The following is a 25,328-nucleotide window of genomic DNA, read 5'->3' as shown; positions in this document are numbered from 1 at the left end:
TTACTTGTCTAAACATGATGCTCCTAAGATTATTGTGGAGCCACCAGGGCCTAAAGCTAGAGAAATCATGAAGGAAGATGAAAAATATTTGATGCAATCCTTTGTTAGATGGTATCCACTAGTAATTGAAAAAGCCGAGGGATGCATTTTAACTGATGTTGATGGGAATAGGTATATAGACTTAAATGCAGGATTAGCTGTTATTTCTGTGGGTCATAGGCATCCAAAGGTTATTGAGGCTATAAAGAGGCAGTGCGAATCATTTCTTCACTATTCGCTGACAGATTTTCTCTACAATCCAGCAGTAGTTTTAGCTAAGAAGTTAACTGAAATTACTCCTGGTAATTTTGATAAGAAAGTTTTCTTCTGTAATAGTGGTGCTGAAGCTGTTGAGGGTTCATTGAAAGTTGCTAGAGCTTACTTTAAAGGTTCTAGGCCCTACATTATAGCTTATATTGGCTCATTTCATGGTCGTCTTTTTGGCTCGGTTGCATTAACCTCAAGTAAGCCAGTACAGAGAAAGTGGTTCTCTCCACTACTTCCATGCGTTGAACATGTACCATATCCATATTGTTATAGATGTCCATGGAAGCAAGATTTTCCAAATTGTGATTATTGGTGTGTAGATTTCATTGATGAATACTACTTTAAGAAGTATGTTCCATCAGATGAAACTTGCTGCATAATATTTGAGCCAATTCAAGGTGAAGGTGGATATGTTGTCCCACCACCTAAGTATTGGACTAAAATTAGAAAGCTATGCGATAAATATGGAATATTAATGATTTCAGATGAAATTCAAGCAGGTATGGGTAGAACTGGAAAATGGTTTGCAATTGAACACTGGAATGTTTCTCCTGACCTAATTACAGTTGCTAAAGGTGTAGCTGCAGGTCTTCCACTTGGAGCTATAATTGGTAAGGCAGACATAATGAGTTTACCTAAGGGGAGCCATGCATCAACCTTTGGTGGAAATCCTGTTTCATGTGTTGTTGCTAGTACAGTTATAGACATTATTAAAGAAGAGAAACTTTTAGATAATGCAACTAAAGTTGGTGAATACACTATTAAAAGATTTACTGAAATGAAGGAGAAAATGGAGATTATTGGTGATGTTAGAGGAAAAGGATTGATGATTGGAGTTGAATTAGTTCGAAATAAGGAGAGTAAGGAGCCTGCTGTTAATGAAACGCGTGAATTTTTAATGCGGTGCTTTAAGAAGGGGTTAGCAGTAATTTCTGCTGGAAAGTCGACTATTAGAATTGCACCTCCACTAACCATAACTGTTGATTTAATGGAAACTGCAATAAATATAATGGAGGAAGTACTGAAGGAAATTGAGAAAGAAATGCTACAGTAATTCATCAAACTTTTTCTTAATGCTATTTATTTTTTCCTTAATTTCATCATTGCTAAAGCTTTTGAGCTTTAATACGTCTATAACAATTTCCACTCCTCTCTGCATACCTTCAGGTAGATTAATCATTTTCCATAGTTCTCTTTTAATAATTGCAAGTTTAATTAGCATTTCTCTTTTTAATTTACGCTCAACTTCAAATATTCTCTCACGATTATATCCATACTCAATTCCATCAATTAATGCTTCAGTAAATTCTTCATAAATGTTTCTCGGCCTATAAACTCCTGCATGCCAATGCATTATTTCCTCCCATGTCTGAAATGCAGGGTAAGGTTCTATTTCCATATGTATTTCAGGTAAGTTGAGGAGTGTTTTTCTTCTCCTAGCTCTAATCATTTGGATTGCTGCTGGCAATGGATTCATTACATGCCAAAGACAGTAATATTCTTCCATTTTTATTCGTTCATCCTTCTTACTGTTAATTTGATATGTCATGTGATAGTCGGTCATCCATGTTTTTTCGAAGTCAATTATATGATTGGCTAAATGAGAATTTGTCATTAGGCCTGGTTCTCTAATTATTGTTCCATGTATTATATTATTGTTATGATGTTGCTTTAGGTTGTACCCACAAGACGACCCAATCCACCTTAAATATTCTTTACATTCCTTTATGTCAAGAATTTCTTCTATTCTTGGGAATAGTAGTCCATATAGAATTTCATCAACTCTTATGTCACTTTTTCCAATAGTGAAGAAGCACGCAGCTTTTCTATAATCTCTAATGTCTTTGAAGTATTTTAATATTTCATTTATATCTTTACTTTTTAAGAATTTAAACATTTCAAATCTATTTCTGAAGGTTATTGTCTTGATATTTTCATAAACTCCGTATCCTATAGGCTTTGTAGTTGGTAGTCCCATTTCATATGCCTTCTTCATCCAGTGAAACTCTCTTTCTGCTTCTTCTATTGTTAGGAATCCCCAAATTAATTGTCCACATCCGATGTATGCTTGATCGAGAAAGTATGTATATATTTGATCATCAGCATAGATTGGTCTTGAATTTCCAGTTGGAATGCCAATTCCCTTAGCTTTAAAGACAGTTCTATCTGAAAGACTAATTATTATGGATCTATTTCCACTCGTGTATGCATATCCGTGACCTTTTTCTTTATCCATAAACTGACATTGTATTGGTAAATTGTTTTTATTGAATGGGTAAACTAATTCATCCCCTAAAAATAATTTTCCTTTAATCAAATAAAACTTGACTTTACAGCCTCGGAGAATTTCAATTATTTTGTCATGCTCTGTCATTATCACCCAATTTATATCGTTAATTTGTTCGAGATAAATTTGTCTATCTATTTGCATAATGTTGTTGATTTTTTATTAATTGTAAAATTAAATTTTATAATTATGATAATTGTTTGAGGCCATTTTTTAATCTATGCCTAGTGTCTAATTATTAGTAAACCTTATATCTTTAACTTTAGCTAATGCTTCTTGCCTAAGAAAATATATTTAAGTGGAGGGATGTTATGCTTTCAGAAAGATATGGAAATAGAAAGCCTACAAATGAAACATCTACTAGAGTTCCTCTAGCAGAATTAAGCCCATTTAGCGGTTTATGTCCATTATGTATCAAAGACTGTCCATTTCCATGTGAAGTAGGAATGTCCGCAATTAGAGGCAAAGAACTAGTATATCCATCCCCAGAGTGGTTCGGATGGAGTACTGCTGCATCAAACAAGGACTATGGCTTAGACTGGTCTCACCTTCAAATTCAAGCTGAAGTTAGAGGTGCAAGGGGTATTGCAGAAGATCCTGATGTAGCAATATTCCCAAATGTATCTGTTGAAACCAAAATTGGAGGAATACCATTAAAGGTCCCATTCTTCGTGGCAGCTTTAGGCTCCACTGCAGTAGCTAAGAATAACTGGGACGGACTAGCAGTAGGAACAGCTATTTCAGGAACAATAATGACTGTAGGTGAAAACGTAGTTGGAATGGATATGAATGCAACCTTCGACAGTAACGGCAAAGTTATAGACACAGTAGACATGAAGTACAGAATCGAGACATATAAAAAATTCTGGGATGGAAAGTATGGAGATATACTAGTACAGACAAATGTTGAAGATATGCGCTTAGGCGTAGACATTTACGTCCTAAGCAAGCTAGAAGTAAATGGTATTGAAAGAAAGTGGGGTCAAGGTGCCAAGGCCATTGGTGGAGAAGTCAGAATTAGAGATCTTCAAAAGGCAATTGAGCTTAAGAAGAGAGGTTACATTGTAATTCCAGATCCAGAAGATCCAGTGGTACAGGAAGCTTTTAGAGATGGAATAATTAAGTCATTTGAGAGACATAGCAGAGTGGGAATGCCAAAAATGAGGGATTTTGTCGAAGATATTGAATGGCTTAGAGAGCAAGGTGCAAAGTATGTTAGCTTGAAAACCGGCGCATATCGACCTGCAGTTGTTGCATGGACCCTAAAGGTTGCCTCTGAAGCTAAAGTCAACTATGTAACTTTTGATGGTGCTGGCGGTGGTACAGGTATGAGTCCAGTTCCAATGATGCAGGAAATGGGTGTTCCAACAGTATATCTTGAAGCAATAGTACTGAAATGTTTAAGAGTTATGGACAAGAAGGGCATGTACATACCTGACATTGCAATTGCAGGAGGCTTCTCGAATGAAACCCAAGCATTCAAGGCTATTGCACTAAGTAACTTTGGGCAAGGACCATATGTAAAAGCCATTTCAATGGCAAGAGCTCCAATAACTGCAGTAATGAAGGCCAGATACTTTGTAGAGCTTGCTGAGAAGGGTAAGCTACCAGTCTGGTTCAAGAAGAAGTACGGTGAAGATCCATACAGATTCTTCGTAAATATCCCAGATTTAAAGGCAAAATATGGTGATAAATGGAAGGAAATCCCATTACCTGCCATTGGGCTTTACAGCTACTTTGATAAAATGGCCTTTGCTTTGAAGCAATTAGTTGCTGGTTGTAGAAAATGGAAACTGGAGTATATTGACAGAAATGACTTGATGGCCTTAACTGAGAGAGCAGCAAAGGTAACTGGGATACCATTAATTGAAGAATGCGACACCGATGCTATTGAAGAAATACTTGGACATTAAACTTCTATTCATTCTTTTTATTTTAATTACCCTCCTAATCGCAATATTTAATAGTCCTTAGAGTGATGATATTTATGGAGGTCAATTCTTAATTGGGTGAAGAAGAGGATACCGCTTCCTCAACACTTGTGGAATTTATAGGAGAAAAAGCTGGTAACTTCAAGTACTACTTGAAGGTTTCAGGTGTAAGTGAAATTGCAAGAAGATACTTTGTAATGAATGCATTCGATGGTGCAGTTACAATTTTAGGTGTACTAATAGGTGCATTAATCGGTGGAGTGTTATCTCCAAGAGTAATTTTAGCAACGGGAATAGGTGCGGGAATAGCTATGGGCGTGTCTGGATTTTTCGGTGCTTATTTAGCTGAGGAGGCTGAGCGATCAAGAAAAATTAAGGAACTTGAGAAGGCTCTTCAAATAGATTTGGACGACTCTGTTATTGATAGAGCTGCTAAAATTGCAGCTATAACTGCTGCAATCATAGACGCAATGTCTCCAGTCATGTCTACTACCATTTCGTTAATTCCCTTTGTCTTTTCAATATATGGACTAATTGATGCTTGGACTGCTTTAGTTTCTTCAATCGCAGCAATACTTATATTACTATTGGTCTTAGGCCTCTTTCTAGGAAAGATTTCAGGTGAAAGGATAATATTCTATAGTCTAGCTACCACTTTAGCTGGAATAGTTACTGGCCTATTAGGCCTCCTCCTACATATATTGTTTAGTTAGAGGTGAAGGTTAATGGGTGAGGTTAAAATTAAAAAATTAATTATTGACTCTTTGAAGCCTAGGGAAATATCTCTTGTAGATTTATCTAAGGCTCTATGTGAAGTTTTTGGTGCTGATAATGTTTCCATAGTTGTAAATGAAGTAGATGCAAATACTGAGACAGTTACAATTACTGTTGTTGGTGATGATGTTGATTTTGAGGATTTAATTGAAACTATAAGTGAGTATGGTTGTGCTATTAGGAGTATTGATGCAATTGAAGTTTATAAGGATAAGGGCAAATCTAAATAGTATTGTAACTCAACTTGTATTTTGGTGAATGTTATTGGAGAGATGCAGATTAAGGGATCTTGGATTGAGAGTAGGGTTTTTTGAACCAGGTCCTTATAATAGTATATGTGATGTTCATGGAGTTAAGGTTGGTCATTATACTATTATAAGAGGAAAGGGAAAGTTAATTCCAGGTGAAGGGCCGGTTAGAACAGGTGTTACTGTAATACTTCCTCATGATGGTAATCTATTCAAGTTAAAGGTTAGGGCAGCTTCAATTGTTATAAATGGTTTTGGCAAACCTGTTGGCCTAATACAGTTGAATGAGCTGGGACAGTTAGAAACTCCAATAGCTTTAACAAATACTCTCAATGTAGGTATTGTAGCAGATGCCATTATAGAGTATATGTTAAATTTGAATCCTGATATTGGCGTAACTACCGGTTCTGTTAATCCAGTGGTTCTTGAGTGTAATGACAGTTATTTGAACGACATTAGAGGAAGACATGTTAAACATGAACATGTTTTTGAGGCTATTAAAACTGCCAAATCTAACTTGATTGAAGAGGGTGCTATAGGAGCTGGAACTGGAATGTCTGCTTTTGAATTTAAGGGTGGAATTGGAACTGCTTCGAGAAAACTTCCATCGAAATTTGGTGGGTATACTGTGGGTGCATTAGTTTTATCGAATTTTGGACGAAGGGAAGACTTAACTATACTTGGTGTTCCAGTTGGCCTAGAACTTAAGGATTATATGAGAAGTAGTATTCCCCAGAGTGGTGGTTCAATAGTAATGGTTATTGCCACTGATGCTCCTTTAACTTATAGACAATTGAGGAGATTAGCTATTAGAGCTACTCATGGTCTAGCTAGAACTGGAAGCTTTTCTTCTCATGGAAGTGGGGATTTTGTGATTGCATTTTCAACCACGATTAAGATTCCACATTATTCCGATGACAAAATATATTCTCAAAAATTTCTTGTTGACTCAATGTTATCTCCATTATTTAAGGCTACAAGTGAAGCTATAGAGGAGGCTATAATAAACTCTCTTCTTAAGGCAGTAACTATGGATGGGAGAGACAATCATATAAGACATGCTTTACCAATTGATTCTCTAATTGAAATCATGGTTAAGTATGGACGATTAAAAAGATAGTGTAACCTAAGTTACTTTAACATTCCATTTCTTAGAAATTAATCTCAACCTTTCAAATGCTCTAAGTTTTTCTTTTTCTCTTATTTTCATTTCATTTATAATGTTATTCAACTCTAGAATTACGTTGTCATAATGTCTACGGTTTATGGGATAGGGTATTCCATCTTTCCCTCCAACAGTATATGACCATTTTATTGGATCATATATATGTGTAACTGGATCTTTTTTGGATGGAGGTTCCTCATATATTAGCTCTGAGATTAATGCTAATGCTCTGAGTGTTGCTGGTCCAACTCCTCGGAAGAGTAGTAATTCTTCAAAGTCTCTTGGTTTTATCCTACATATTTGATCTAAAGCTTTCCAATTTACTTTTACTTCTTCTAGTGGCTTATAGTGAATTATTCTTTTATTCTTTGATTCGATGTTAATGTTTAACCATTTAGTTATGGGATAGCTTTTTCTTAGATATCTTCTTATTTCTCCAAGATCTCTTCTTATTTTTTCTTTACCTGAATCAACTATTTCCAGTATTGTTTCTTGACACTTTCTACTTTCCTTCGCCACTAAATTCAGTACAATGTTTCTCGTTTTTATATCTACAATTGCATTATGGGGATCTTCAATGTAACTTTTTATCTTTTTTGAAAGCCAGTGATATCTTCTAGCCATATTTTCATTTACATTCATACCTTGCTGAATAATAGTCCAGGATCTATTCTTTGATATTATCATTGCGTGGTGATAAATTGAATAACCATCTTGTATGGCTGAATTGTCGATTTTAGCTACAAGTTTGCTTGTCTTAATTAATTTCTCACTTTCTTCTTTACTTAAATCTAGTTTTCTCATTAGTTGATTTATCTCTATTGGTGTTGACAATCCTTTTCTTCCTTTTCCTCCAGCAACATATATTCCAATATTTTTTCTATTCAACACTTCTCTTAAAACTCCACAAGTAACTGTTGTTGATCCTGATGAATGCCAATCGAATCCAAGTACATTGCTGAATGCTTGAAACCAGAGTGGATTTGCAAGTCTTTCGATAAGTTTCTCTTCTCCAAAATTTTCAATAAATATTATTGCGATGGCTTCTGCAAGTTTAACCATTCTTTTAAATAGCCATCTTGGTACAGAGCCATAGTGTAATGGTAGTTCTGCTGTGCCCTTGAATTTCATTCTTCCCCATATAATCATCGAAGTTATAATCTAATATTTCTTGTTGAACTTTGATATTAAACTCGGTATATCGCCTTACGTTTTAGGGCGGTTAACTCTTCAATTGATGTCAATCTTTCCCTAGACATTAATTTTCCAAGCATCCTTCTCCAATGTCTTTCAATTTTTATTCCTCTTTCTTCTAATTGATTTTCAAGTTTCTTTGATATTACTTCTCCTTCTCTATCATAATCGAGTAAAATTGCTATTTTTCTTCCCTGATACTTCTCAACTATATCTTCTACAAATAAGTAAAATGGTTTTCTTGAATTGCTAAACCTTAGTACTTTCTTTTTAAATCCAAATCTTCTAAGGGCTTTTTCATCATGCATTCCTTCTACAATAACTAGATCAACATTATAGTTTAATTCTTCTATTAGTTCTTCAATTTTTTTCATGAGTTCATATTTTGATTTGTTTTTGTGCATTATCCCTTCCTCGCATGTAAGAGTATGTGGCCTATTTCAGGAAGTAATATTTTTTCGAGGGCTAGTTTTACTGCTTTTGTTGATCCCGGTATACATGCTATAAGTTTTCCATTAAGAACTCCTGCGAATGCTCTAGATAAAATTGCAGAGCTTCCAATCTCTCTGTAGCTTAGAAGTCTAAATATTTCTCCAAAACCTATGATTTCCTTTTCAACTTTTTTCTTTACTACTTCATATGTATAGTCCTTTACTCCAATTCCTGTTCCACCTATCAGAATTATTGCGTCAACTTCCTTTACTGCCCTATCTATTTCTGAGCTGATTACTTCTACGTCATCTGGAATTATTATTTTGTCTCTGACATTGTATCCATATTGCTTTATCATTTCAATTGCAAGTTCACCAGATTTATCAATTATACTGTTTCCTTTAACTTTCTTCTCATACCTTGAGCTACTTACAACTACTATTTTAAAGGTTACTTTCTTTAATGCTTTTTCTTTATGTTCCCTACTCATTTCAGTTAACCTCTATAGATATGTGTTCCAGCGTCTCCTATTAAAGCCTCTAGTGCCTGATCTAAGGCTGCAATTATTGCTTTTTCTCCTCCCCATTCAATAAACCTTATACATGCAACTACTTTTGGCTCCATACTTCCCGGAAGAAAATGCCCCTCTTTTAAGTATTTTCTTGCTTCACTGACAGTCATCTTATCAATTGGCTTTTCATCTGGTTTTCCGTAATTTAATCTCACTTTATCAATATCTGTTAAGATTAAAAGGATGCTTGCCTCTACTACCTCTGCTAGCTTCTCACTAGCTAAGTCTTTATCAATTACTGCCTCTATACCCTTTAACTCCCCATTTTTTAAGATTACTGGTATTCCTCCTCCACCGCATGCTATTACTATCATTCCTGCTTCAACCATCTTCTTAATTGCTTCTCCTTCAATAATTTTTATAGGGTCAGGGGATGGAACAACTACTCTAAAAGTCTTTCTACCACTTGGTTTAACCTTTTTGATGGTATATCCTCGTTCCTTAAGCTTTAATTGCTCTACTTCTTCCTTAGTAAAAAATGGTCCTACTGGTTTGCTTGGATTTTTAAAGTCAGGATCATTCTTTCTAACTAGAACTTGAGTTACTACCGTTACAACTTGCTTATTTATTCCTTCTTTTTTAAGCATGTTTTGTAATGTTTGTTGCAACATATAACCGATTTGACCTTGAGTCATTGCACCAAGTACATCTAAAGGTTGAGGTGGAATTCTTTGTTTGGATGCTTCTTGCTGTATCATTAAATTTCCAACTTGAGGTCCGTTTCCATGAGTTATTATAAGCTCATATCCCATTTTTATTAGCTTTATTAAATGTGTGCATGTTCTTTTAACATTTCTAAGCTGTTCTTCCACTGTTCCTCTTTCATGAGCCTGTTTAATGGCGTTTCCTCCTAAGGCCACTAAAATTCTCTTTACCAACTGATCAACCACCATAAATAGTATTGACATTAATCTAATTGTTAAATTGAGACTATATTCTTTACTATGTGAAGCATAATGAATAAATTATGAATGCTAACCTAATAATAAATTAGTATAAAGGATTGGTGATGTAGTGTGGTTAAGATTAGTTACGGACAAGTTGCAGTTGCTCTTCTCTTCCTCTACCTAGGATTATCCCTAGTTCTCTTTTCAACTGGTGTTTTAATGGATATTTTACTATTATTCGCTGGACTATTAACTTTAATAGGTGTCTGGACATTAATTTATGGCTTTGTTTTAGGTAGAGATTTAACTTATTGGCTTTCGAATGGTGCTTTTATAACATTGGTTTCACTAGCTTTTTTCACATATAGATATACTTACAATATTGGAATTTCTATGGCAGTAGTGTTAATTGGAATTGGAGCCTTAACTGCTTTATTTATATTTAAAAGATCCTCTCAAAAATCCTCCAATACCAAGTGAACATAAACTCAAATTCAAAATTACTGCCAGCCCAACAGAAATTTTAGCTGATGGAAAGTCAAGGTCTAATATAAAGATAGAATTGGTAAATGAAAAAGGAGAATCGACACCTGCTAATTCAGATATAAAGGTAAATCTTAATACAACTTTAGGTAAAATAAGTGCTCCACAGACAGTTATAATACCTAAAGGTAAAAGCTCTATTAATATTACATTAACGTCTTCAACTGAAGCTGGCTTGGCCAAAATATCAGCATCCTCAAGTAATCTGAAGAGTGCAAGTACCACCGTGATTTTCAAGGAAAAGGTGAGATATTGTATGCATTGTGGAGCTAGAAAGCCGCTTTATGCTGATGTTTGTCCTGTTTGTGGAAGGGAACCACCGTCAGGTATTGATGTAAAAGTTTGTAAAAATTGTGGAGCAATAATTCCAAGTGTGGCTAAATTCTGCAGTGAATGTGGTTCTGCTCAACCTATTAAATCTTAACTCCCATATTTTTCTAGATTATGATAATATCATCACCTTATCAGATTTCACTTACCACTTTTTCAACAACTTCTAATGCTTCTTTAGGTATGTATCTTCTCCCAAATATGATAGTTGCAATAGTGCTTTTTATTGAGACTTTTATTTTAAATCCACAGGCAAATCGATGTCCTCCTCCACCATAATGTAAAGCTATTGGGAGCAAGTTTACATCTGAATTTTTTCTGCTGTAAATTGATATTGCATTTATTTTTCTCATAACAACTATGAAGTCTACATTTAATTTCTCTGCTACTTTTTCAGCTATCCAACTTTTAGGATAGTTTACTCCTCTTAAATTTATTAGAGTAAACTTTTTACCGCTCTTAGTTTTCAATATCTTACTTTTATTTATTACTTCTTGTATTATTAAGTCTATTTTATCTAAATGTTTCTTGAAGGATGTTTCAATTTCTTTATCCCAGAAAACTCCCTTAACAAATTTATTCATCAAGTATTTTCTCCATTTTGAATTGATGAAGAGAAGTATTCTATATGCAATTGTCTCTTTAAAATTATCACTCAAAGTATCTGCATCATCTCCAAACTTCATAATTCTTAAGGAGACTTCATCGTCAGGCATGTACTCTTGAAATATTAGTCTAGCTGTGCTTGGAGCATTACTTACAATTAATCTTGAAACTTTAGAGTTAATTTTCTTTATAAATTCCTCTCTCCAATAATGATGATCTATCCATTCAACAATATTTCCATATTTCTTTAATTTCAATAATGCTTTTAAAATAATATTCTCTTTGTTTACATTGGGAGAAATATCACATATGAATATACGCTTATTTTTAACTTTTAATGTTTCTAAAAGTTTTGGTAGATCTGATGGTCCTGAAAAGATTACCATGTAATTGTCATTATTAAGCTTATGTTTTATGTAACGTATTAATATCGATGCACATGCGATTCCATCAGTATCCTTATGAGTAATAATTAAAAATTTAGGTTTCCTTAATTGTATTACTAAGTTTACAATTATGTTTTTTAGTATATTCACTTTTATCTACATCCTCTTACATTCGAGTAATAGGTATTCTTTCTATTATTATTTCTCATTACATTAGCTTTACATTTAGATGTAATGTTTTCATGTTAGTTTTTAGCAAAATTTAAATTTTTATTTTCTCATTTTATAGCGGTGATCTTCTTTGATAACTGAGTCTAGAAAACTTGGTTTATTACTTTTTATTATTGGTTTAGCTTTGCTATTGGTTTCTTTTGGACTAGCGTATAATGCATATGTTTATAGTGAAGTACCGTTGAGTGTTGGTGGTGATATCTTAGAGGTTTTTACTGCTCTATTACGAGTTGTAGCAATGATTTTACCCAAACTTATATGGATCGCAGTTATGGTGGCTATTGGAAGTTTACTTTTATCTAAAGGTATAGGTCTGATTACCGTTAAGCCTGCTGAAGAGGAAGAGTATGCGGAGACTCTCAGTGGGGAGCAAGTATGATTAGCTCAACATTAAGAGCTATTTCTTCTCTTCTCATTTTAACTTCTTTAGGTGCCACAGCATTTGTCCTATATTTTATGGCTAGTGACTTATCTTCGATGGGTGTTTCTCTAACTATTAAAGGTTTAGAGATTGATGATGAAAATTTGTATTTTAATTTATTTTTGAATTTTTCCTATGATGGTATGTACCCAATATATGGTTTCCAAGTAAAAATGAAGCTGGATGGATTTCAATTTTCATCTAAGTCAGTAGTTTTGGAAAGAGGATTAAACGTAATTAATATTCCCTCTACTCTTAACATTAACTCTATAGGTAAAAATATCTCTGCAATTATGACCATTGCTGGTAGCTATGCTAAAATATTGCCTTTTTCAGTTACTATTACTCCAAGAGACTATTTCAAAATAGATGTTTTTCCAAGAGCTATAGAAATATTTGTTAGTGAGCATAACAGTACACATGCTCTAGTTTTAGGGCGTATTATTTCTGTTGCAGAAATAAATGTTAGAGTTGTTGCAGTTATAATAGCTGGTGATGTTGAGGTTGATAGGATAGCTATTTCTCCACCTATAAGTGCTGGTGAGACTATTGTGCTTAAATGGTATGTAGAATATGAATATTTGGAGAACTTGAGTAAGGTAGATCTCTATTTATCTACGGCTAAGGGGTTAATTAGAATTTATAGTTGGAGGTTAAAGGGATGAGTAAGCATTATTTTTCAGTTATTATTAGGAGGTTGATATCTGGTGTTTTATCAGGAGCTTTTAATTATGTACTATATTTTATTGTTCCAAGTTACCTGTATATGCTTTTGAAGCAAACTTTACCTTCGGTTTACCCTGAACTGGGCGAATCATTACTTTATTTACCTTCACCTACAATTGAAGTAATACCCCTGATAGTCTTTATTATTTTAAGCTGTGTTTCTGCTCTACTTGCTGGTTCATGGCTTGGCTTTATGGTTGGTAGAAGTGTTGCTTCATACTTTATGGTTTATGCATTTACTCTGTTGAATTTTGGTAGAATTTCAGCACAATATGAGGGAATCAGCATTACTATTGATATTTCACTTCTAATTATGATTTGGTTCTGTACATTTTTATTAGATTCTATAGCTAAAGCATTTGATTTAATTCGACATGAAGCTGGTTTTTTCCCTACCTTCTAAGGCCTTTACTAAGTCTTCTTGTAGCTGCTATTGCGGTTCCAAAGACACCTATTATCACTAAAATTATTCCTCCATCTACATCTGCAGCAAGTAGAATACCTCCGAAAACTGCTGTTAATGTTCCAATTATCAGCAGGAATTTAAATTCTTCTCCTCCTCTATCTCTCATTTTAATCTCCAAAATGATTTACATCTAGGTTATATTCATAGATTTTCTTTTTCTCTAAGTGCGTTGACTATCTTCCGCATAACTTCATATACTCTTCTTAGTGCATTTAAATCATCATAGCAGTGTTCTTCGATGAGTTTTAGTGCTTCTATATCTCCTGAGATCGCTTTCATATATATTGGAGGCATGTCCTTTCCCTTTAATTCTACTTTTTTGGGTATATTGAAGAATTTTGCCACGGAATCTAAGCTATAATCTCCCAGTCTTAATACTTTCCTAGCGTATGTACATAAGTCAATATGCTCCTTTAATAGTATTTTCGTGGGGTCTATTCTATGGACTAGACATCTAGAAATAATCATAGGTATATCGAATCCTTCTCCAAACCACGTTATAATAGTGTCAACATCTGATATGGCATCTAAAAGTTTTATTAAAATTTCCTTTTCACCTTCTATTACACCTCCTTCTAAGAATTCATGGATCCAAGTTCCATCTTCATACATTAACCCAAAACCAACTATGAAACCGCTTTCAGCTGTTAAGCTTGTTGACTCAATATCTAGAAATGCAATCTTCATTATATAGCCTCCATAAATGTTTTAAGGAAGGGTTTATTCTTAACTTTTTAGTTTGAGGTGAATTTATAGTTGGAATCATTTATACTTGAAGTTATTTTGATAACTTCAACAGGGGCTCTTTCTCCAGGACCATTAACAGCCGCTGCTATTCGAAAAGGTTTAGATGATGGCTGGAGGGCTGGTTTGCTTATATCTATTGGTCATACATTTGCTGAGTTTTCATTAGTTCTTGCAATTGCCTTTGGTATTGCTCAAGTATTAACTATTGAATATGTCAAGTCCATTATTGGTCTAATTGGCGGGTTAATTTTACTTATATTTGGATTTCTTCAATTGAAGACAGTTAAATCTGCTAATTTATTTGAAGTAACTGGTAGTGAGAGGAGTTCAATTGGTATAGGCTTCTTTTTATCGGCATTCAATCCGTATTTTATTTTATGGTGGTCTACTGTGGGATTGAAATTAATTCTCGACGCACTAGTGTATGCCTCTTTCCTTGGACTGATTATAATGTATGTTTCACATGTATGGATGGATTATGCTTGGCTTATCTTTCTCTGCCATTTAGCATTTAAAGGTAAAGAATTGGTGAGTGAGAACATTTATAGATTGATTTTGTTTATTTTAGCTTTAATAATGTTTACCTTTGCATTTTATTTTATTTTTACCTCCATTGCTACTCTCTTCTATTAATGAGGAAACTGCATGTCATATTTCATGGTCGAAGTAGTCTTGGATTTTATTTCTTATCATTTTCTTTCTTTTTTGATGTTTTCGAATGAAGCTAATTAATGCATTGTAAAGTTTTTCTTTACATGTACCGCATATTAGTTCCCCCATAGTACATTTCATCTTATGTTCTAAGGCTTCTCTTACATCTTTAAATTCATATACCATTAGCCATTCGTAAACAACACATTTTTCAGGTTCTCCTCCTAATTCTCTTTGCTCTTTTATTGTTGCTCTTCCACCTGTAAGTGCATTCCACACTTTTTTCTTAATCACCTTAGGAGTGTCATTAATGAATATGCATGTTTCAGGTTGAGATGCAGACATCGGTTCTCCTGTAAGGCCTCTTAAATATTTAGAGTATATTGATGCTGGTTTGAATACCTTTATTTTTGCTGCAATATCTCTTGTTAGCCTCATATATGGATCTTGGTCCATTCCAATTGGAACAACTACAGGATAATTATACTCTATCGTTGGCATTAATATGTGGGCTGCCTGTACTGCGGCGTAAAATATTATCCCTGGATTGACACTATCTGTCAATCCGAAGGTTGCTTTAACAGTGCTATATGTTAAGTGTCTTGACAATTTCAGTGACATTTCGTAAACCCATACGGTTTTTGAAGAGATGTACATATGCGTCTTTTTGGGATTATATCCTAGTGCTGCGATATCTAGTGCATTATCTATAGCATATTTATGGGCTTCTTCTAATGTTGCAACCTTGTTGAATACATATTTTTCATCATCTGATAATGGGATGTAGACTTGAGCATTTAACTCTGATTGCAACCATCTAATGAAGTCGAATATTATTAGATGGCCAAGATGAATATAGTTGGATGGTCCTCTACCAGATACTATTGCAACTTGTTTCCCACTTTCAAATATAGCTAAATATTTATCGAAATCTCTATGTGCAAAGAAAAATCCCATTTCAATAAGTTTATGTTTCTCTCCTATAGCTCTAATGATTTCTTGAGAAAATGGCTTTGCCCCAAATTCTCTTATCAACTTGATGTAGTCAGCCTGTTTCTCTAATATTTCCGCCTCACCAAACGTGACCACCCATGAATTAGGCACCTCAAAGCTATTATTTCACCACTCAACTTAAATTTATCGTTTTATTCTAACTTTAAATATTTTCAGTCACTAGAAGTATGTGGTGTCTTTATGGTGAAGATCGTGTATAAACCGATTAAGGAAATAGTTATTTCAGAGTGTGTTTTTTATCCCAGTATTGACTTTCTAGTAGATAATTTGAAAGTTTTGATGAAAATGGGGCAAACACGATTGTTAATGTGGGCAGAAGGAATATTATTTATTCCTTCCCCTCTTCCTCCGACAACAAATAGACTTGTAGATGAATTGTTGAATGGACGAATTTATTGGTTATCTCTATCGTACACGGTAATGCCGGAATATAGGCCAAATATTAGGGTTGATGCCCTTGAAATTCCAATAATTAATGTTTCATTCAATCCTATGCTTAGAGAGATAGCTAAATGGTTAAAGGAGCGTACTACTCAGAAAACATAGTATTATAGTGTTATCCTTAATACCTTTTATTAGAAGAGAATTTAGGTCTACTTCTATTATCTTCAATTAGATTCTAGTTTAAATGGCTGTATAAATATTCCAGATTACTACTAGATTAATTGGAATAAAAATATGTTTATTGTTTATTTTTCAATTCTCTTAGCTTTTTTACTTTTTCAAGTATTTTTCCATAATCTTTTATTCCTCTAACTTTTGTTGGCTTTTCAGGTATTAGTCCCTGAGGTCTGAACATTATTATGAATATTAACAGTAAACCTAGCATTATTTGTTCAAGCCAAATTACAGAGAATGGTATAAACTCTTCTATATCATGTTTATAGTATGTTATAAGTCTCCTTACAACCATGATTACTATTGTTCCTATAGCTGCTCCCACATTATTTCCTTTACCGCCTATCATTAACATTAACCATGGCCAAAATGTCCAATCAGCTCTTGTATATGCTGCTGAAAGTACTACTTCAGTATAAAGTGACCACATAAAGCCTGCAATTGATGCAATTACAGCTCCTATAACTATTACTTTAATTTTTAATCTTACAACATCCTTTCCAAGTGCTTCTGCTGTTATTTCATTTTCTCTTACAGCTCTTATCAGTCTTCCGAAAGGTGATGTTGAGAACATTTGGATAAGTAGAAACATGAAGGCTGCAGTACCAATCATTATCCCTATAACCACATATGTTCTTATTGGACCTGCCCAGGCGAAAAAGTCTGGTACATGAACCCAATAGGTTCCACCAACTAGTGGATAGTATCTTAACCCTATAACTCTGATGGCTTCTGCCATTGCAATCAATGTCATTATTAAGTAATCCGCCCTAAGTCTAATGGCAGGGTAAGCTGCAATAAAACCTAGAAATGCATTTATTGAAATTACAAGAAGTATTACTGTCAAAAATAGAAGTATTCCGCCAACAGGATCATGTGCAATTCTCTCATTTACCATTGATATTATAAATGAGTTTTCATCGATATAGTCAAGTCCTGCACCGACACCATAGCACCACATTGCTAGTCTTCCAGCTAATGCTCCTGTAACATAGGCTCCACCCGCAACTGAATATGCTAATCCGAAGTTAGGTATTCCTGTATATCCATATTGGAAGTTTAGGCTAACAACTACAATTAAGTAAACTGCAATAAATGCAGCTATATCTAAAGCCCATTTTATTATGGCTCCGAGTTCCATTATTTCCTCTCCCTACGAACAGCTCTTTTCAGTTGAATTGTCTCAATTAGTCCTAGAATTCCTTGAGGTGAAATTAAAAGTACTATCGAAAGTATAGTTAATGGAATTAAGGTTCTATACGCCGCAACCCATGGGCCTAATATCTTAGACAGAAAAGATGTTCCTAGAACCTCCCCTAATCCCACAACATAACCTCCAATCATCGCTCCATAAATGCTTTGAATTCCACCTAGTACACTTGCTGCGAAAACACTGGTCATCAACATGTTTCCTGTTCCGGGACTGCTCTGGAACCATAGAGGAAATAGACTACCTGCTAATCCTGCTAGACCTCCCGTTATAGCCCATGAAACTGTTGAAACAAATTCAACATTTATTCCAAACATTGATGCAAGTGCTGGATTCTCAACGGTGGCTCTCATTGCTATTCCAAACTTTGTTTTTGTTAGAATTAAATGAATTATTGTTATTAATGAAACTATGAGTAAAGTAGACATTATTAAAACTCCTGGCAAATTGAAAAATTTTAAATCTGCATATCTCAACAGAAAGACTCTTGAATAAACTCCAGTTACAGTTCTTATCCAATCCGCATAAATGTTTATCACTGCACTAATAATTATTTGTAGTGCTATAGTGGATATGGTTAGAGAGATGGGTGTGGCTCCAAATTTTTTCAAAGTTCCTATAACAACCACATATAGGAATACGCTTATTGTAGCTCCTAATGCGAAGGCTATTGGACATGCAATATATGGATTTATTCTTAAAATTTTAACAATATAAAATGTTACGTAAATTCCTATACCAGCAAAGGTTCCATGGGCAAAATTAGGTATTTTAGCTGTTAAGTATGTTGTTGTGAAGCCTATTGTGAGCATTAGAATTAGATTTGCATAGACTAATGCGTCTCTAAATATAGGTGGAATCATTCAAACACCAGTATAAATAGGTAATGGACATGTATAAAAGTATAACTAACTCTTCTTAGAAAGCTAAAATCAAATACATGTTTTATCATATTCTGTGTTTATCTATTTCAAAGTAACTTTTTATTAAATGTTAAATTAGTAAAGATGTTTTTAACGTAGGTAAATAATTCCTTAGTAAGGCTTATAAAATTATTAGATCATATTTATTCTCTGACAGTTGCTTCTAGGTGAATAAATTATGGAAGGTACAAAATTTTATGCCGTCTTGTTAGGTGCACTAATTGTCGGCCTCATAATAGGTTATCCACTAGGATACTATACCGCTCCCGTAAAAGAAGTTCCAAAGGAAATTATAAAGGAAGTACCAGTCCATCCATTGGCTGGAAAAACAATATATATCGGCTTAATTGGTGCTTCTGTAGCAGGAATGGAATGGGAAGAACCAGTAGCTAAAAAGGCTATAGAGGATGTGAATAATTATCTTAAAGATGCTGGATTAGATGTTAAGTTTGATATTTACATCGAATGTGCTGAGGGCTCTGCTCCAAAAGCATTACAATTAATTCAAGATCTACATGCAAGGGGAGTCAAATTTATAGTTGGGTTAAGATGGAGTAGCCATTGTAAAACTGTTCTAGAATACGCTAATGAACAGAAAATTATATGTGTAAGTGATGGCTCAACATCACCACTACTAGCTATCCCCGATGACTTCTTATTTAGATTGCCCACTGACGATAGATTTCAAGGTAAAGCTATGGCTAGAATGCTAATTGATTATGGTATTAAGTATGTAGCAGTAATTCAAAGGGGAGATACTTGGGGGAAGGGATTATACGAAGCCTTTAAAGATAGATTCGAAGAGCTTGGAGGAGAAATAATTTTCTATATTGAGTATGATCCTGAAAAAACAGAGTTTTCGTCTGAAATAGAACAAGCCAACGCTGCTGTTGAAGCAGCCATACAACAATATGGAGCTGATAAAGTAGCAGTCGAAGTCATTGGCTTTGAAGAAATTGTAACAATGCAAGCTACAGCTTCAGATTATCCCGCTTTAATGAGTGTAATGTGGTTTGGAAATGATGGCTATGTAAGATCTACCAGGCTATTAGAAGAGCAACCATATCCTGCAATAATTACTAGACATCCCTCAACTTATGTTGGACCAACAGAATCTGCAGCCTATAATGAGTTTGCTGAGTGGTTCACCAAGACTGTTGGATATGTCCCTGCAGCATATCAATGCTACTTATATGATAGTATTTGGATAATCGCTAAGGCAATTATTGAAGCTGGAACAACTGACACTGAGATTGTCAGAAAAATACTTCCGAAGGTTGCTGCCTCCTACTTCGGTGTAAGTGGTTGGACTGCTTTAAATGAAGCCGGAGATAGAGCATTAGCTGATTACAACATATGGGGTATTGTCACAAGACAAGAGGCGGAGCAATGGAATCTAAAGACTATGGGTCAATGGTATAATGTTACAGTTAATGATCAGTTAATTGAAATTACTTGGGCAGTCGTGGGCGTTTATAGATCTATCACTGATACAGTTGAATGGTTGATACCAATACCATTACCAAAGCCATTCTAAGTATATTGAGCCTAAACTTCATATTTTTATTTATTGTCTGATTAAATTTTATAATTAATTTTATAAGTTAAAGATTCTCTAAATTCACAATAGGTGAAAAATTGCCCAGCAATATTCTCAAAGTATCTTCATTGACAAAGTGTTTTGGAGCGTTGAGAGCTGTTGACGATGTCGATATGGGCTTTGAAGAAGAGAAAATAACTTTAATTATAGGTCCAAATGGAAGTGGGAAAACTACTTTAATTAATTGTATTACTGGTATCTACAAGCCTGATACAGGTAAAGTTATCTATAAAAATGAGGATATAACTGGTAAACCTCCACATGAAATTGTAAAGAAGGGCTTAGTGAGAACTTTCCAAGTGCCAATGCCCTTTCTCAGATTAACAGTTCTTGAAAACCTACTGGTTAGCTATTATAATAATCCAGGTGAAAATGTTTTGTGGTCTCTTTTCAAGGGTAAATGGTTAAAAAATGAACTTGAAGCAGTTGAAAAAGCCTTTGAAATTCTAACATTCCTAAATCTAGATCATTTGTGGAATCGGCCTGCATATGAGTTGAGTGGAGGTCAACTAAAACTTTTAGAAATAGGCAAGGCGCTCATGACTAATCCCAAAACAGTTTTAATGGATGAGCCTGCTGGAAGTATAAATCCCGTTTTAGCACACGAAATTTTTGAACACATATTGGAATTAAGAAGCAAACTGGGATTAACCTTTGTAATAATTGAACATAGATTAGATATAGCTGTAAAATATGTTGACTATGTTTATGCAATGGCAGCTGGAAAAGTTATATCAAAAGGTGATCCAAATAAAGTGTTAAATGATCCTAAAGTTATTGAGTCATATTTAGGGTGAAACATATGATTGAAACAAAAGATTTGAACTCTGGTTACGGCAAAATTCACGTACTATATGATGTAGATTTTCTGGCAAGACCTAAAGAAATAACAGTTATAGTCGGCCCAAACGGAAGTGGAAAATCAACATTACTCAAAACAATCATGGGTCTCACCACAATTTACTCTGGTGAAATTAAATTTGAAGATAGAGATGTTACAACCTTGCCACCACATGAAAGAGCTAAGATAGGTATAGCTTATCTTCCTCAACTTGAAAGTGTTTTCACCAATTTGTCAGTAAAAGAAAACCTAGTGATGGCTGGCTATATGATTGATAAAAATGAATTTAAAGATCGATTAGAAATGGTTCTCAATGTTTTCCCTGTTCTCAAAGGATTCATGGAAAGGAAGGCTAAAACACTAAGTGGTGGTGAAAGACAAATGCTCGCCATGGCGATGGCACTCCTAAGGAAGCCGAAAGTAATGATGTTTGATGAACCTACTGCACATTTAGCTCCTAAAATTACCTTTGAAGTTTTAAGTAAAATTATAGAATTGAGAGATACACTTGGTTTAACAATAGTTGTAGTCGAGCAAAGTGCTAGAAAGGCGTTGGAAATTGGAGATAGAGCTTATTTATTAGTTAGTGGTAGAATAATGTTCGAAGGAGATGCTAAAGAATTATTAAGACATCCTGAACTAGGGAAATTATACCTTGGAATAACGATGTAAATTGCTTATAAATATTCTACTTAGTATCCTAATCTTTTCATTAAAGCTATGTTTTCTCTCAATTTTATCATTTAAATTCTCTAATATTCCATAAATTATTGGATAATGTTCAGTAAGTAAATATTTCGTATACTCTTTTATTTTTCTCATAATACTTTCATTAATTTTAGCTAATGGAAGTGCACACATTACTGTTTTCAAAATTGACGCTATAGCTATAGCTGTAGCTTCCAAGCTAATATTACTTAAGACATATTCACTAATTTCCTCTTGGGTAGGTGTTAATAAATATTCTATGAAGGAGGTTTGTTCCACAGTAAAGTTTAGTTCCAATAGAAATTGTGTTACTTCATAATCTTTTAGTGCAACTGAAAGTAAATATGTTATTTGTGATGCGATTTCCTTGTTAAAATTTTCTTTTAATATTTCGGGGCATACAAAGATGTAATATTCTAATTTTCCATGTAGAATTGAATGTGCCACTTCATGCAGTATAGCGCCTACGCATACCTTTTTAGGCAGTTCTCTTAATATATCGACTCCAATCATTATTCTTGGATTTCCACACCATGCGTCATGTAGAGCATAGAATTTCTCAATGCCTAAAAACATTCTTCCTCCTATTTTTTCGCTTATATAGTTTAGAAAGTTAATCATTTGACTTCTATTTTCGAATAAGTATAAATCAGTTATCAATGGTTTTATATTTGATTTCTCATAGCATTTATGAATTATCTTTAGAATTTCATTTATCTCTTTATTTCTAATCTTCCCAAATTTTTTAACTATAATTTTATAGTTAGCCATGACTATACCCTTTCATTTTAACATTAAATTTGAATGGGCAATTAACTTATCTATCCAATTTATTAATTACTTTTGTGTGAGTTACAATGAATATAAGTGTATTTTCACCTTCAGCTATCTCTAGCTTTTTTGCGTCATATATTGTTAAGGATCCATTAAAATGTGGTGCTTATGGTGGAGGTTTCACTATTGATAAGGGCGTATATGTTGATGTTGAAGTAGACTTTAATAGTGATGAAACTGTAATTGAAAATTATATTAACAAAGTTAAAGTGGACTCATTTATTTTGAGGAAGATTGTTGACTTAATGTTGCCTAAGGATCTTAAACCGTATCGACTCATTGTTAGACAGAAAATTGAAGTTCCAATTGAATGTGGATTTGGGACTAGTGGGGCAAGTGCATTGGCTATTTCATTAGCTTTAGCTAAGGCATTTAACTTAAAGATGACTTATCTTCAAATTGCAAGAGTAGCACATATTGTAGATTTAGAGTGTAAAACAGGTTTAGGAACTGTGGCTGGTATTATTGGCGGAGGATTTAGATTAGCGTTAAAACCCGGTGCACCTGGCATAGGTGTTGTTGATAGAATTCCTATCTGTGAAGATGAATACTTAGTTATCTCCGCAGCATTCGGCCCTATATCTACGAAGAATGTTTTGGCTAATAAGCAAAGACTCAAATACATTAACAGACTTGGAAAGCAAACTCTAAGAGAAATTCTGAAGGATGTCTCACCCGAAAATTTCATGAAGTGTTGTAAAATATTTGCTCTAAAGTCAGGTTTAATGACAGATAGAGTTAAAAGGGTTATTGAAGCAGTTGAAGATGCAGGGGCAATTGGAGTTACTCAAAACATGATAGGTGAAGCTGTACATGCATTGGTTAGCATAGCTAATTTCAATAGAGTATTCAACGTATTTAGAAACTTCTTTCGTGAAGAAGATATCATTGTAGCAAAATTAGATGTTAGAGGTCCTAGATATCTTGCAGTTTAAATCCTAGAGTTTATAAGTTAAAATTTGTTACAGTTAATTGAAAATTGCAACTTCCACTGGTAATACACAGTTAATACCCTATTGGAGGATCACTATTGGGTACAGCGAACACTTCATTACAAGTTAACGTAAATAGAGGATGTACTTTAATTGTTGAAGGGCCATCTATAGCTAGGATAAAATCTGGTGAAGTGGAGATTTTTGGAGCCATTTTTAAAAAAGGAGCTGAAATTGAAATATATCCTTACAAAGCCTTGCCACTATATTGTTTAAAGAGGAGTGAAATTGAAGTTTTTAATGGTAAAATTTCATTAATTGCAAAGGATACTATTCCTTTCGACTGGAGATCTCTTGCAGATACACTCTCACTGACTAAGGATAAAACTGTTAAAATAATTGTTCTTGGTGGATTGGATGTTGGTAAAACTAGCCTGGTAACTTTTCTCGCAAATAAACTTTTACAAAAAAGTTCGAAGATTGGAATAATTGATGCTGATGTAGGGCAAAGTGATATAGGTCCACCTACAACGATAGGGTTAGGTGTGATTGAAAAGCCTGTGGTCTCTCTAAATAAAGTTAAAATGATAGATGCTGTCTTTATAGGTTCAACTTCACCTTCCGGTTTACTTCATCGAGTATTTGCAGCTATTATTCAGTTGTTAAATATGGCAATTTACGATGAAAATTGCGATGCAGTCTTAATTGACACTACTGGCTGGATTTCTGGGAAGGGTAAAGATTTCAAGATTTTTAAGATAGCTACTATTCAACCTGATTACGTCATTGGTATACAGCGAAAAGACGAGCTTGAACCAATCTTAAAATGGGCTGAGAAAAAATATCAAGTTTACCGTGTAAGCACAGCAGAACATGCTAAGTCTAGAAGTAGAGAGGAGAGACGTCTAATTAGAGAATATATTTATAAGGAATGGTTTAGCGGAGCAACGGTTAAAGAATTAAACTTTGACAAAGTTACAACTATTGGAACAATACTGCTAACTGGTAATAGGATTTCACCGTCCAGTTTCGAGTACTTATCAAAAATACTCAAAACAACTGTGATTTACGGTGAGAAAACTTCTGATTCACTTCTCATAATAACTAGTGAGGATAGCTCAGTAAATGAAGTTGTTAAAAGTAAACTTGCAAGACTTTTTAATGTTAAGCAAGTACAGATTCGATCTAAGTCCTACTTTAAAAATTTTCTAGTAGCTTTTCAGAGTAAAGAGAAATTCTTAGACGATTTAGGAATAATAGTTGATATTGACTTTGAGAATCAGAAATTTAAAGTTTTAACTAATGCAAATTTCAATAATGATACAATAATGTTCTTCGGCCAACTTAAAATTAATGTGAATACATTTAGAGAGGAGGAATGGATTAAACCTCAATTCATTTAAAATGATAGAAATAAAATTATGGCTGTCCAATAATTAAATTATTGATATGGGCGGTGGTTCTTCCTGACTACAAAGAAAATTTATCTTAATGATTCCTACGTTAAAGAATTTAGTGCGAGAGTACTCAACATTAAATATTTTAATGGAAAGGCAACTCTAATCCTAAATGAAACAGCTTTCCATCCTATAGGGGGTGGACAGCCTCAAGATACAGGTGTTATAATTGGCCAAAATGGAAAATTAATAGTTGAACAGGTATATGAAGATGACCTTGAAAGAATAATTCATGAAGGAACACTTGAAGGTTTAATAATCAATGGTGAAAAGGTTAAAGGGATAATAA

The 25,328-nt window shown here is 34.1% G+C and carries 29 protein-coding genes and 2 pseudogenes; 19 read left to right on the top strand and 12 right to left on the bottom strand.

Translation table 11 applies throughout. The features are described 5' to 3' along the window. The first annotated feature begins 4 nt into the window (after window positions 1-4). On the top strand, window positions 5-1,360 hold the full coding sequence (locus ACW8TM_RS03150) for an acetyl ornithine aminotransferase family protein (protein ID WP_491531821.1): 1,356 nt from the start codon (window positions 5-7) through the stop codon (window positions 1,358-1,360). On the opposite strand, the gene ACW8TM_RS03145 is transcribed toward ACW8TM_RS03150, so the two are convergent. Then, on the bottom strand, window positions 1,352-2,680 hold the full coding sequence (locus ACW8TM_RS03145) for a hypothetical protein (protein ID WP_491531820.1): 1,329 nt from the start codon (window positions 2,678-2,680) through the stop codon (window positions 1,352-1,354). The two genes, ACW8TM_RS03150 and ACW8TM_RS03145, sit on opposite strands and share 9 nt — an antisense overlap. Window positions 2,681-2,904: 224 nt before the next feature. Between ACW8TM_RS03145 and ACW8TM_RS03140 the strand changes: the two genes are divergently transcribed. From ACW8TM_RS03140 to ACW8TM_RS03125, 4 genes are all read left to right on the top strand, one after another. After that, on the top strand, window positions 2,905-4,506 hold the full coding sequence (locus ACW8TM_RS03140; protein WP_491531819.1) for a glutamate synthase-related protein: 1,602 nt from the start codon (window positions 2,905-2,907) through the stop codon (window positions 4,504-4,506). A 92-nt stretch (window positions 4,507-4,598) separates the two neighbouring features. Further along, window positions 4,599-5,237 (top strand): VIT1/CCC1 transporter family protein, encoded by a 639-nt coding sequence (locus tag ACW8TM_RS03135; RefSeq protein ID WP_491531818.1) that lies wholly within the window; start codon window positions 4,599-4,601, stop codon window positions 5,235-5,237. A 12-nt stretch (window positions 5,238-5,249) separates the two neighbouring features. Beyond that, a complete protein-coding gene (locus tag ACW8TM_RS03130) occupies window positions 5,250-5,528 on the top strand; it encodes a DUF211 domain-containing protein (RefSeq protein WP_491531817.1) in 279 nt (92 codons plus the stop codon). Between the two features lie 34 nt (window positions 5,529-5,562). Then, window positions 5,563-6,666 (top strand): DmpA family aminopeptidase, encoded by a 1,104-nt coding sequence (locus tag ACW8TM_RS03125; protein ID WP_491531816.1) that lies wholly within the window; start codon window positions 5,563-5,565, stop codon window positions 6,664-6,666. Between the two features lie 6 nt (window positions 6,667-6,672). Here ACW8TM_RS03125 and ACW8TM_RS03120 read toward each other — a convergent pair whose 3' ends face one another. Genes ACW8TM_RS03120 through arcC form a run of 4 tightly spaced genes read right to left on the bottom strand, consistent with a single transcriptional unit; the run spans window position 6,673 to window position 9,786 of the window. Next, on the bottom strand, window positions 6,673-7,842 hold the full coding sequence (locus ACW8TM_RS03120) for a DUF763 domain-containing protein (protein WP_491531815.1): 1,170 nt from the start codon (window positions 7,840-7,842) through the stop codon (window positions 6,673-6,675). Between the two features lie 56 nt (window positions 7,843-7,898). Continuing rightward, window positions 7,899-8,309 (bottom strand): toprim domain-containing protein, encoded by a 411-nt coding sequence (locus tag ACW8TM_RS03115; protein WP_491531814.1) that lies wholly within the window; start codon window positions 8,307-8,309, stop codon window positions 7,899-7,901. Then, on the bottom strand, window positions 8,309-8,827 hold the full coding sequence (locus tag ACW8TM_RS03110; protein WP_491531813.1) for a MogA/MoaB family molybdenum cofactor biosynthesis protein: 519 nt from the start codon (window positions 8,825-8,827) through the stop codon (window positions 8,309-8,311). Before ACW8TM_RS03110 ends, ACW8TM_RS03115 begins: the two co-directional genes overlap by 1 nt. Before the next feature lie 5 nt (window positions 8,828-8,832). Further along, entirely contained in the window at window positions 8,833-9,786 is a 954-nt protein-coding gene (arcC, locus tag ACW8TM_RS03105) for a carbamate kinase (protein WP_491531812.1), read from the bottom strand. A gap of 138 nt (window positions 9,787-9,924) precedes the next feature. Between arcC and ACW8TM_RS03100 the strand changes: the two genes are divergently transcribed. From ACW8TM_RS03100 to ACW8TM_RS03090, 3 genes and pseudogenes are all read left to right on the top strand, one after another. After that, window positions 9,925-10,275 (top strand): hypothetical protein, encoded by a 351-nt coding sequence (locus tag ACW8TM_RS03100; protein ID WP_491531811.1) that lies wholly within the window; start codon window positions 9,925-9,927, stop codon window positions 10,273-10,275. Continuing rightward, window positions 10,223-10,507, top strand: a pseudogene (locus tag ACW8TM_RS03095) (hypothetical protein); the annotation flags it as partial. The gene ACW8TM_RS03100 and the pseudogene ACW8TM_RS03095, both read left to right, overlap by 53 nt. Window positions 10,508-10,594: 87 nt before the next feature. Then, window positions 10,595-10,762 carry a double zinc ribbon domain-containing protein gene (locus ACW8TM_RS03090; RefSeq protein WP_491531810.1) on the top strand — a complete coding sequence of 56 codons (168 nt, stop codon included), beginning with the start codon at window positions 10,595-10,597 and terminating at the stop codon, window positions 10,760-10,762. 40 nt (window positions 10,763-10,802) lie between these two features. Here ACW8TM_RS03090 and ACW8TM_RS03085 read toward each other — a convergent pair whose 3' ends face one another. Further along, on the bottom strand, window positions 10,803-11,810 hold the full coding sequence (locus ACW8TM_RS03085) for a DHH family phosphoesterase (RefSeq protein ID WP_491531809.1): 1,008 nt from the start codon (window positions 11,808-11,810) through the stop codon (window positions 10,803-10,805). Window positions 11,811-11,961: 151 nt separating this feature from the next. On the opposite strand from ACW8TM_RS03085, the gene ACW8TM_RS03080 reads away from it, so the two are divergent. Genes ACW8TM_RS03080 through ACW8TM_RS03070 form a run of 3 tightly spaced genes read left to right on the top strand, consistent with a single transcriptional unit; the run spans window position 11,962 to window position 13,441 of the window. Then, on the top strand, window positions 11,962-12,270 hold the full coding sequence (locus tag ACW8TM_RS03080) for a hypothetical protein (RefSeq protein ID WP_491531808.1): 309 nt from the start codon (window positions 11,962-11,964) through the stop codon (window positions 12,268-12,270). Further along, window positions 12,267-12,977, top strand: a complete 711-nt coding sequence (locus tag ACW8TM_RS03075) for a hypothetical protein (protein ID WP_491531807.1) — start codon at window positions 12,267-12,269, stop codon at window positions 12,975-12,977. The genes ACW8TM_RS03080 and ACW8TM_RS03075 overlap by 4 nt, the downstream gene beginning before the upstream one ends. Continuing rightward, a complete protein-coding gene (locus tag ACW8TM_RS03070; RefSeq protein ID WP_491531806.1) occupies window positions 12,974-13,441 on the top strand; it encodes a hypothetical protein in 468 nt (155 codons plus the stop codon). The genes ACW8TM_RS03075 and ACW8TM_RS03070 overlap by 4 nt, the downstream gene beginning before the upstream one ends. Here the strand turns inward: ACW8TM_RS03070 and ACW8TM_RS03065 are convergent. Then, the gene (locus ACW8TM_RS03065) at window positions 13,431-13,610 is read right to left on the bottom strand and encodes a hypothetical protein (protein WP_491531805.1); all 180 of its coding nucleotides are present in this window, start codon (window positions 13,608-13,610) and stop codon (window positions 13,431-13,433) included. The genes ACW8TM_RS03070 and ACW8TM_RS03065 overlap by 11 nt on opposite strands. A gap of 35 nt (window positions 13,611-13,645) precedes the next feature. After that, window positions 13,646-14,191, bottom strand: coding sequence for a ribonuclease H-like domain-containing protein (locus ACW8TM_RS03060; RefSeq protein ID WP_491531804.1), 546 nt, complete (start codon window positions 14,189-14,191; stop codon window positions 13,646-13,648). Window positions 14,192-14,260: 69 nt separating this feature from the next. On the opposite strand from ACW8TM_RS03060, the gene ACW8TM_RS03055 reads away from it, so the two are divergent. Then, a complete protein-coding gene (locus tag ACW8TM_RS03055; protein ID WP_491531803.1) occupies window positions 14,261-14,884 on the top strand; it encodes a LysE family transporter in 624 nt (207 codons plus the stop codon). Window positions 14,885-14,899: 15 nt separating this feature from the next. On the opposite strand, the gene trpS is transcribed toward ACW8TM_RS03055, so the two are convergent. Next, complete coding sequence (trpS, locus tag ACW8TM_RS03050; protein WP_491531802.1) at window positions 14,900-15,991, bottom strand: tryptophan--tRNA ligase; 1,092 nt, start codon at window positions 15,989-15,991, stop codon at window positions 14,900-14,902. Window positions 15,992-16,096: 105 nt separating this feature from the next. Here trpS and ACW8TM_RS03045 point away from each other — a divergent pair, with 105 nt between their 5' ends. Next, window positions 16,097-16,462: a hypothetical protein gene (locus ACW8TM_RS03045; RefSeq protein WP_491531801.1), complete on the top strand. Its 366-nt coding sequence runs from the start codon at window positions 16,097-16,099 to the stop codon at window positions 16,460-16,462. A gap of 136 nt (window positions 16,463-16,598) precedes the next feature. Here the strand turns inward: ACW8TM_RS03045 and ACW8TM_RS03040 are convergent, their stop codons facing one another. Both ACW8TM_RS03040 and ACW8TM_RS03035 read right to left on the bottom strand, forming a co-directional pair. Next, complete coding sequence (locus tag ACW8TM_RS03040; protein WP_491531800.1) at window positions 16,599-17,675, bottom strand: branched-chain amino acid ABC transporter permease; 1,077 nt, start codon at window positions 17,673-17,675, stop codon at window positions 16,599-16,601. Further along, window positions 17,675-18,607, bottom strand: coding sequence for a branched-chain amino acid ABC transporter permease (locus ACW8TM_RS03035; protein WP_491531799.1), 933 nt, complete (start codon window positions 18,605-18,607; stop codon window positions 17,675-17,677). Before ACW8TM_RS03035 ends, ACW8TM_RS03040 begins: the two co-directional genes overlap by 1 nt. Before the next feature lie 238 nt (window positions 18,608-18,845). On the opposite strand from ACW8TM_RS03035, the gene ACW8TM_RS03030 reads away from it, so the two are divergent. The 3 genes from ACW8TM_RS03030 to ACW8TM_RS03020 all read left to right on the top strand — a co-directional run bounded on the left by ACW8TM_RS03030 (window position 18,846) and on the right by ACW8TM_RS03020 (window position 21,780). Beyond that, the gene (locus ACW8TM_RS03030; protein ID WP_491531798.1) at window positions 18,846-20,204 is read left to right on the top strand and encodes an ABC transporter substrate-binding protein; all 1,359 of its coding nucleotides are present in this window, start codon (window positions 18,846-18,848) and stop codon (window positions 20,202-20,204) included. A 101-nt stretch (window positions 20,205-20,305) separates the two neighbouring features. Further along, window positions 20,306-21,064, top strand: coding sequence for an ABC transporter ATP-binding protein (locus ACW8TM_RS03025; RefSeq protein WP_491531797.1), 759 nt, complete (start codon window positions 20,306-20,308; stop codon window positions 21,062-21,064). Window positions 21,065-21,069: 5 nt separating this feature from the next. Next, window positions 21,070-21,780, top strand: a complete 711-nt coding sequence (locus ACW8TM_RS03020) for a branched-chain amino acid ABC transporter ATP-binding protein (protein WP_491531796.1) — start codon at window positions 21,070-21,072, stop codon at window positions 21,778-21,780. Here the strand turns inward: ACW8TM_RS03020 and ACW8TM_RS03015 are convergent. Then, window positions 21,757-22,587: a hypothetical protein gene (locus tag ACW8TM_RS03015; protein ID WP_491531795.1), complete on the bottom strand. Its 831-nt coding sequence runs from the start codon at window positions 22,585-22,587 to the stop codon at window positions 21,757-21,759. The two genes, ACW8TM_RS03020 and ACW8TM_RS03015, sit on opposite strands and share 24 nt — an antisense overlap. A gap of 86 nt (window positions 22,588-22,673) precedes the next feature. Here ACW8TM_RS03015 and ACW8TM_RS03010 point away from each other — a divergent pair, with 86 nt between their 5' ends. The 3 genes and pseudogenes from ACW8TM_RS03010 to ACW8TM_RS03000 all read left to right on the top strand — a co-directional run. Beyond that, window positions 22,674-23,585: a pantoate kinase gene (locus tag ACW8TM_RS03010; RefSeq protein ID WP_491531794.1), complete on the top strand. Its 912-nt coding sequence runs from the start codon at window positions 22,674-22,676 to the stop codon at window positions 23,583-23,585. 95 nt (window positions 23,586-23,680) lie between these two features. Next, a complete protein-coding gene (locus ACW8TM_RS03005) occupies window positions 23,681-24,985 on the top strand; it encodes a Clp1/GlmU family protein (protein WP_491531793.1) in 1,305 nt (434 codons plus the stop codon). 63 nt (window positions 24,986-25,048) lie between these two features. Further along, window positions 25,049-25,327 (top strand): annotated as a pseudogene (locus ACW8TM_RS03000) (alanine--tRNA ligase-related protein); the annotation flags it as partial. Between the last annotated feature and the right edge of the window lies 1 nt (window position 25,328).

The organism is Candidatus Culexmicrobium sp. (genome assembly GCF_058356305.1).
This window is presented reverse-complemented; position numbering and strand designations above follow the sequence as displayed.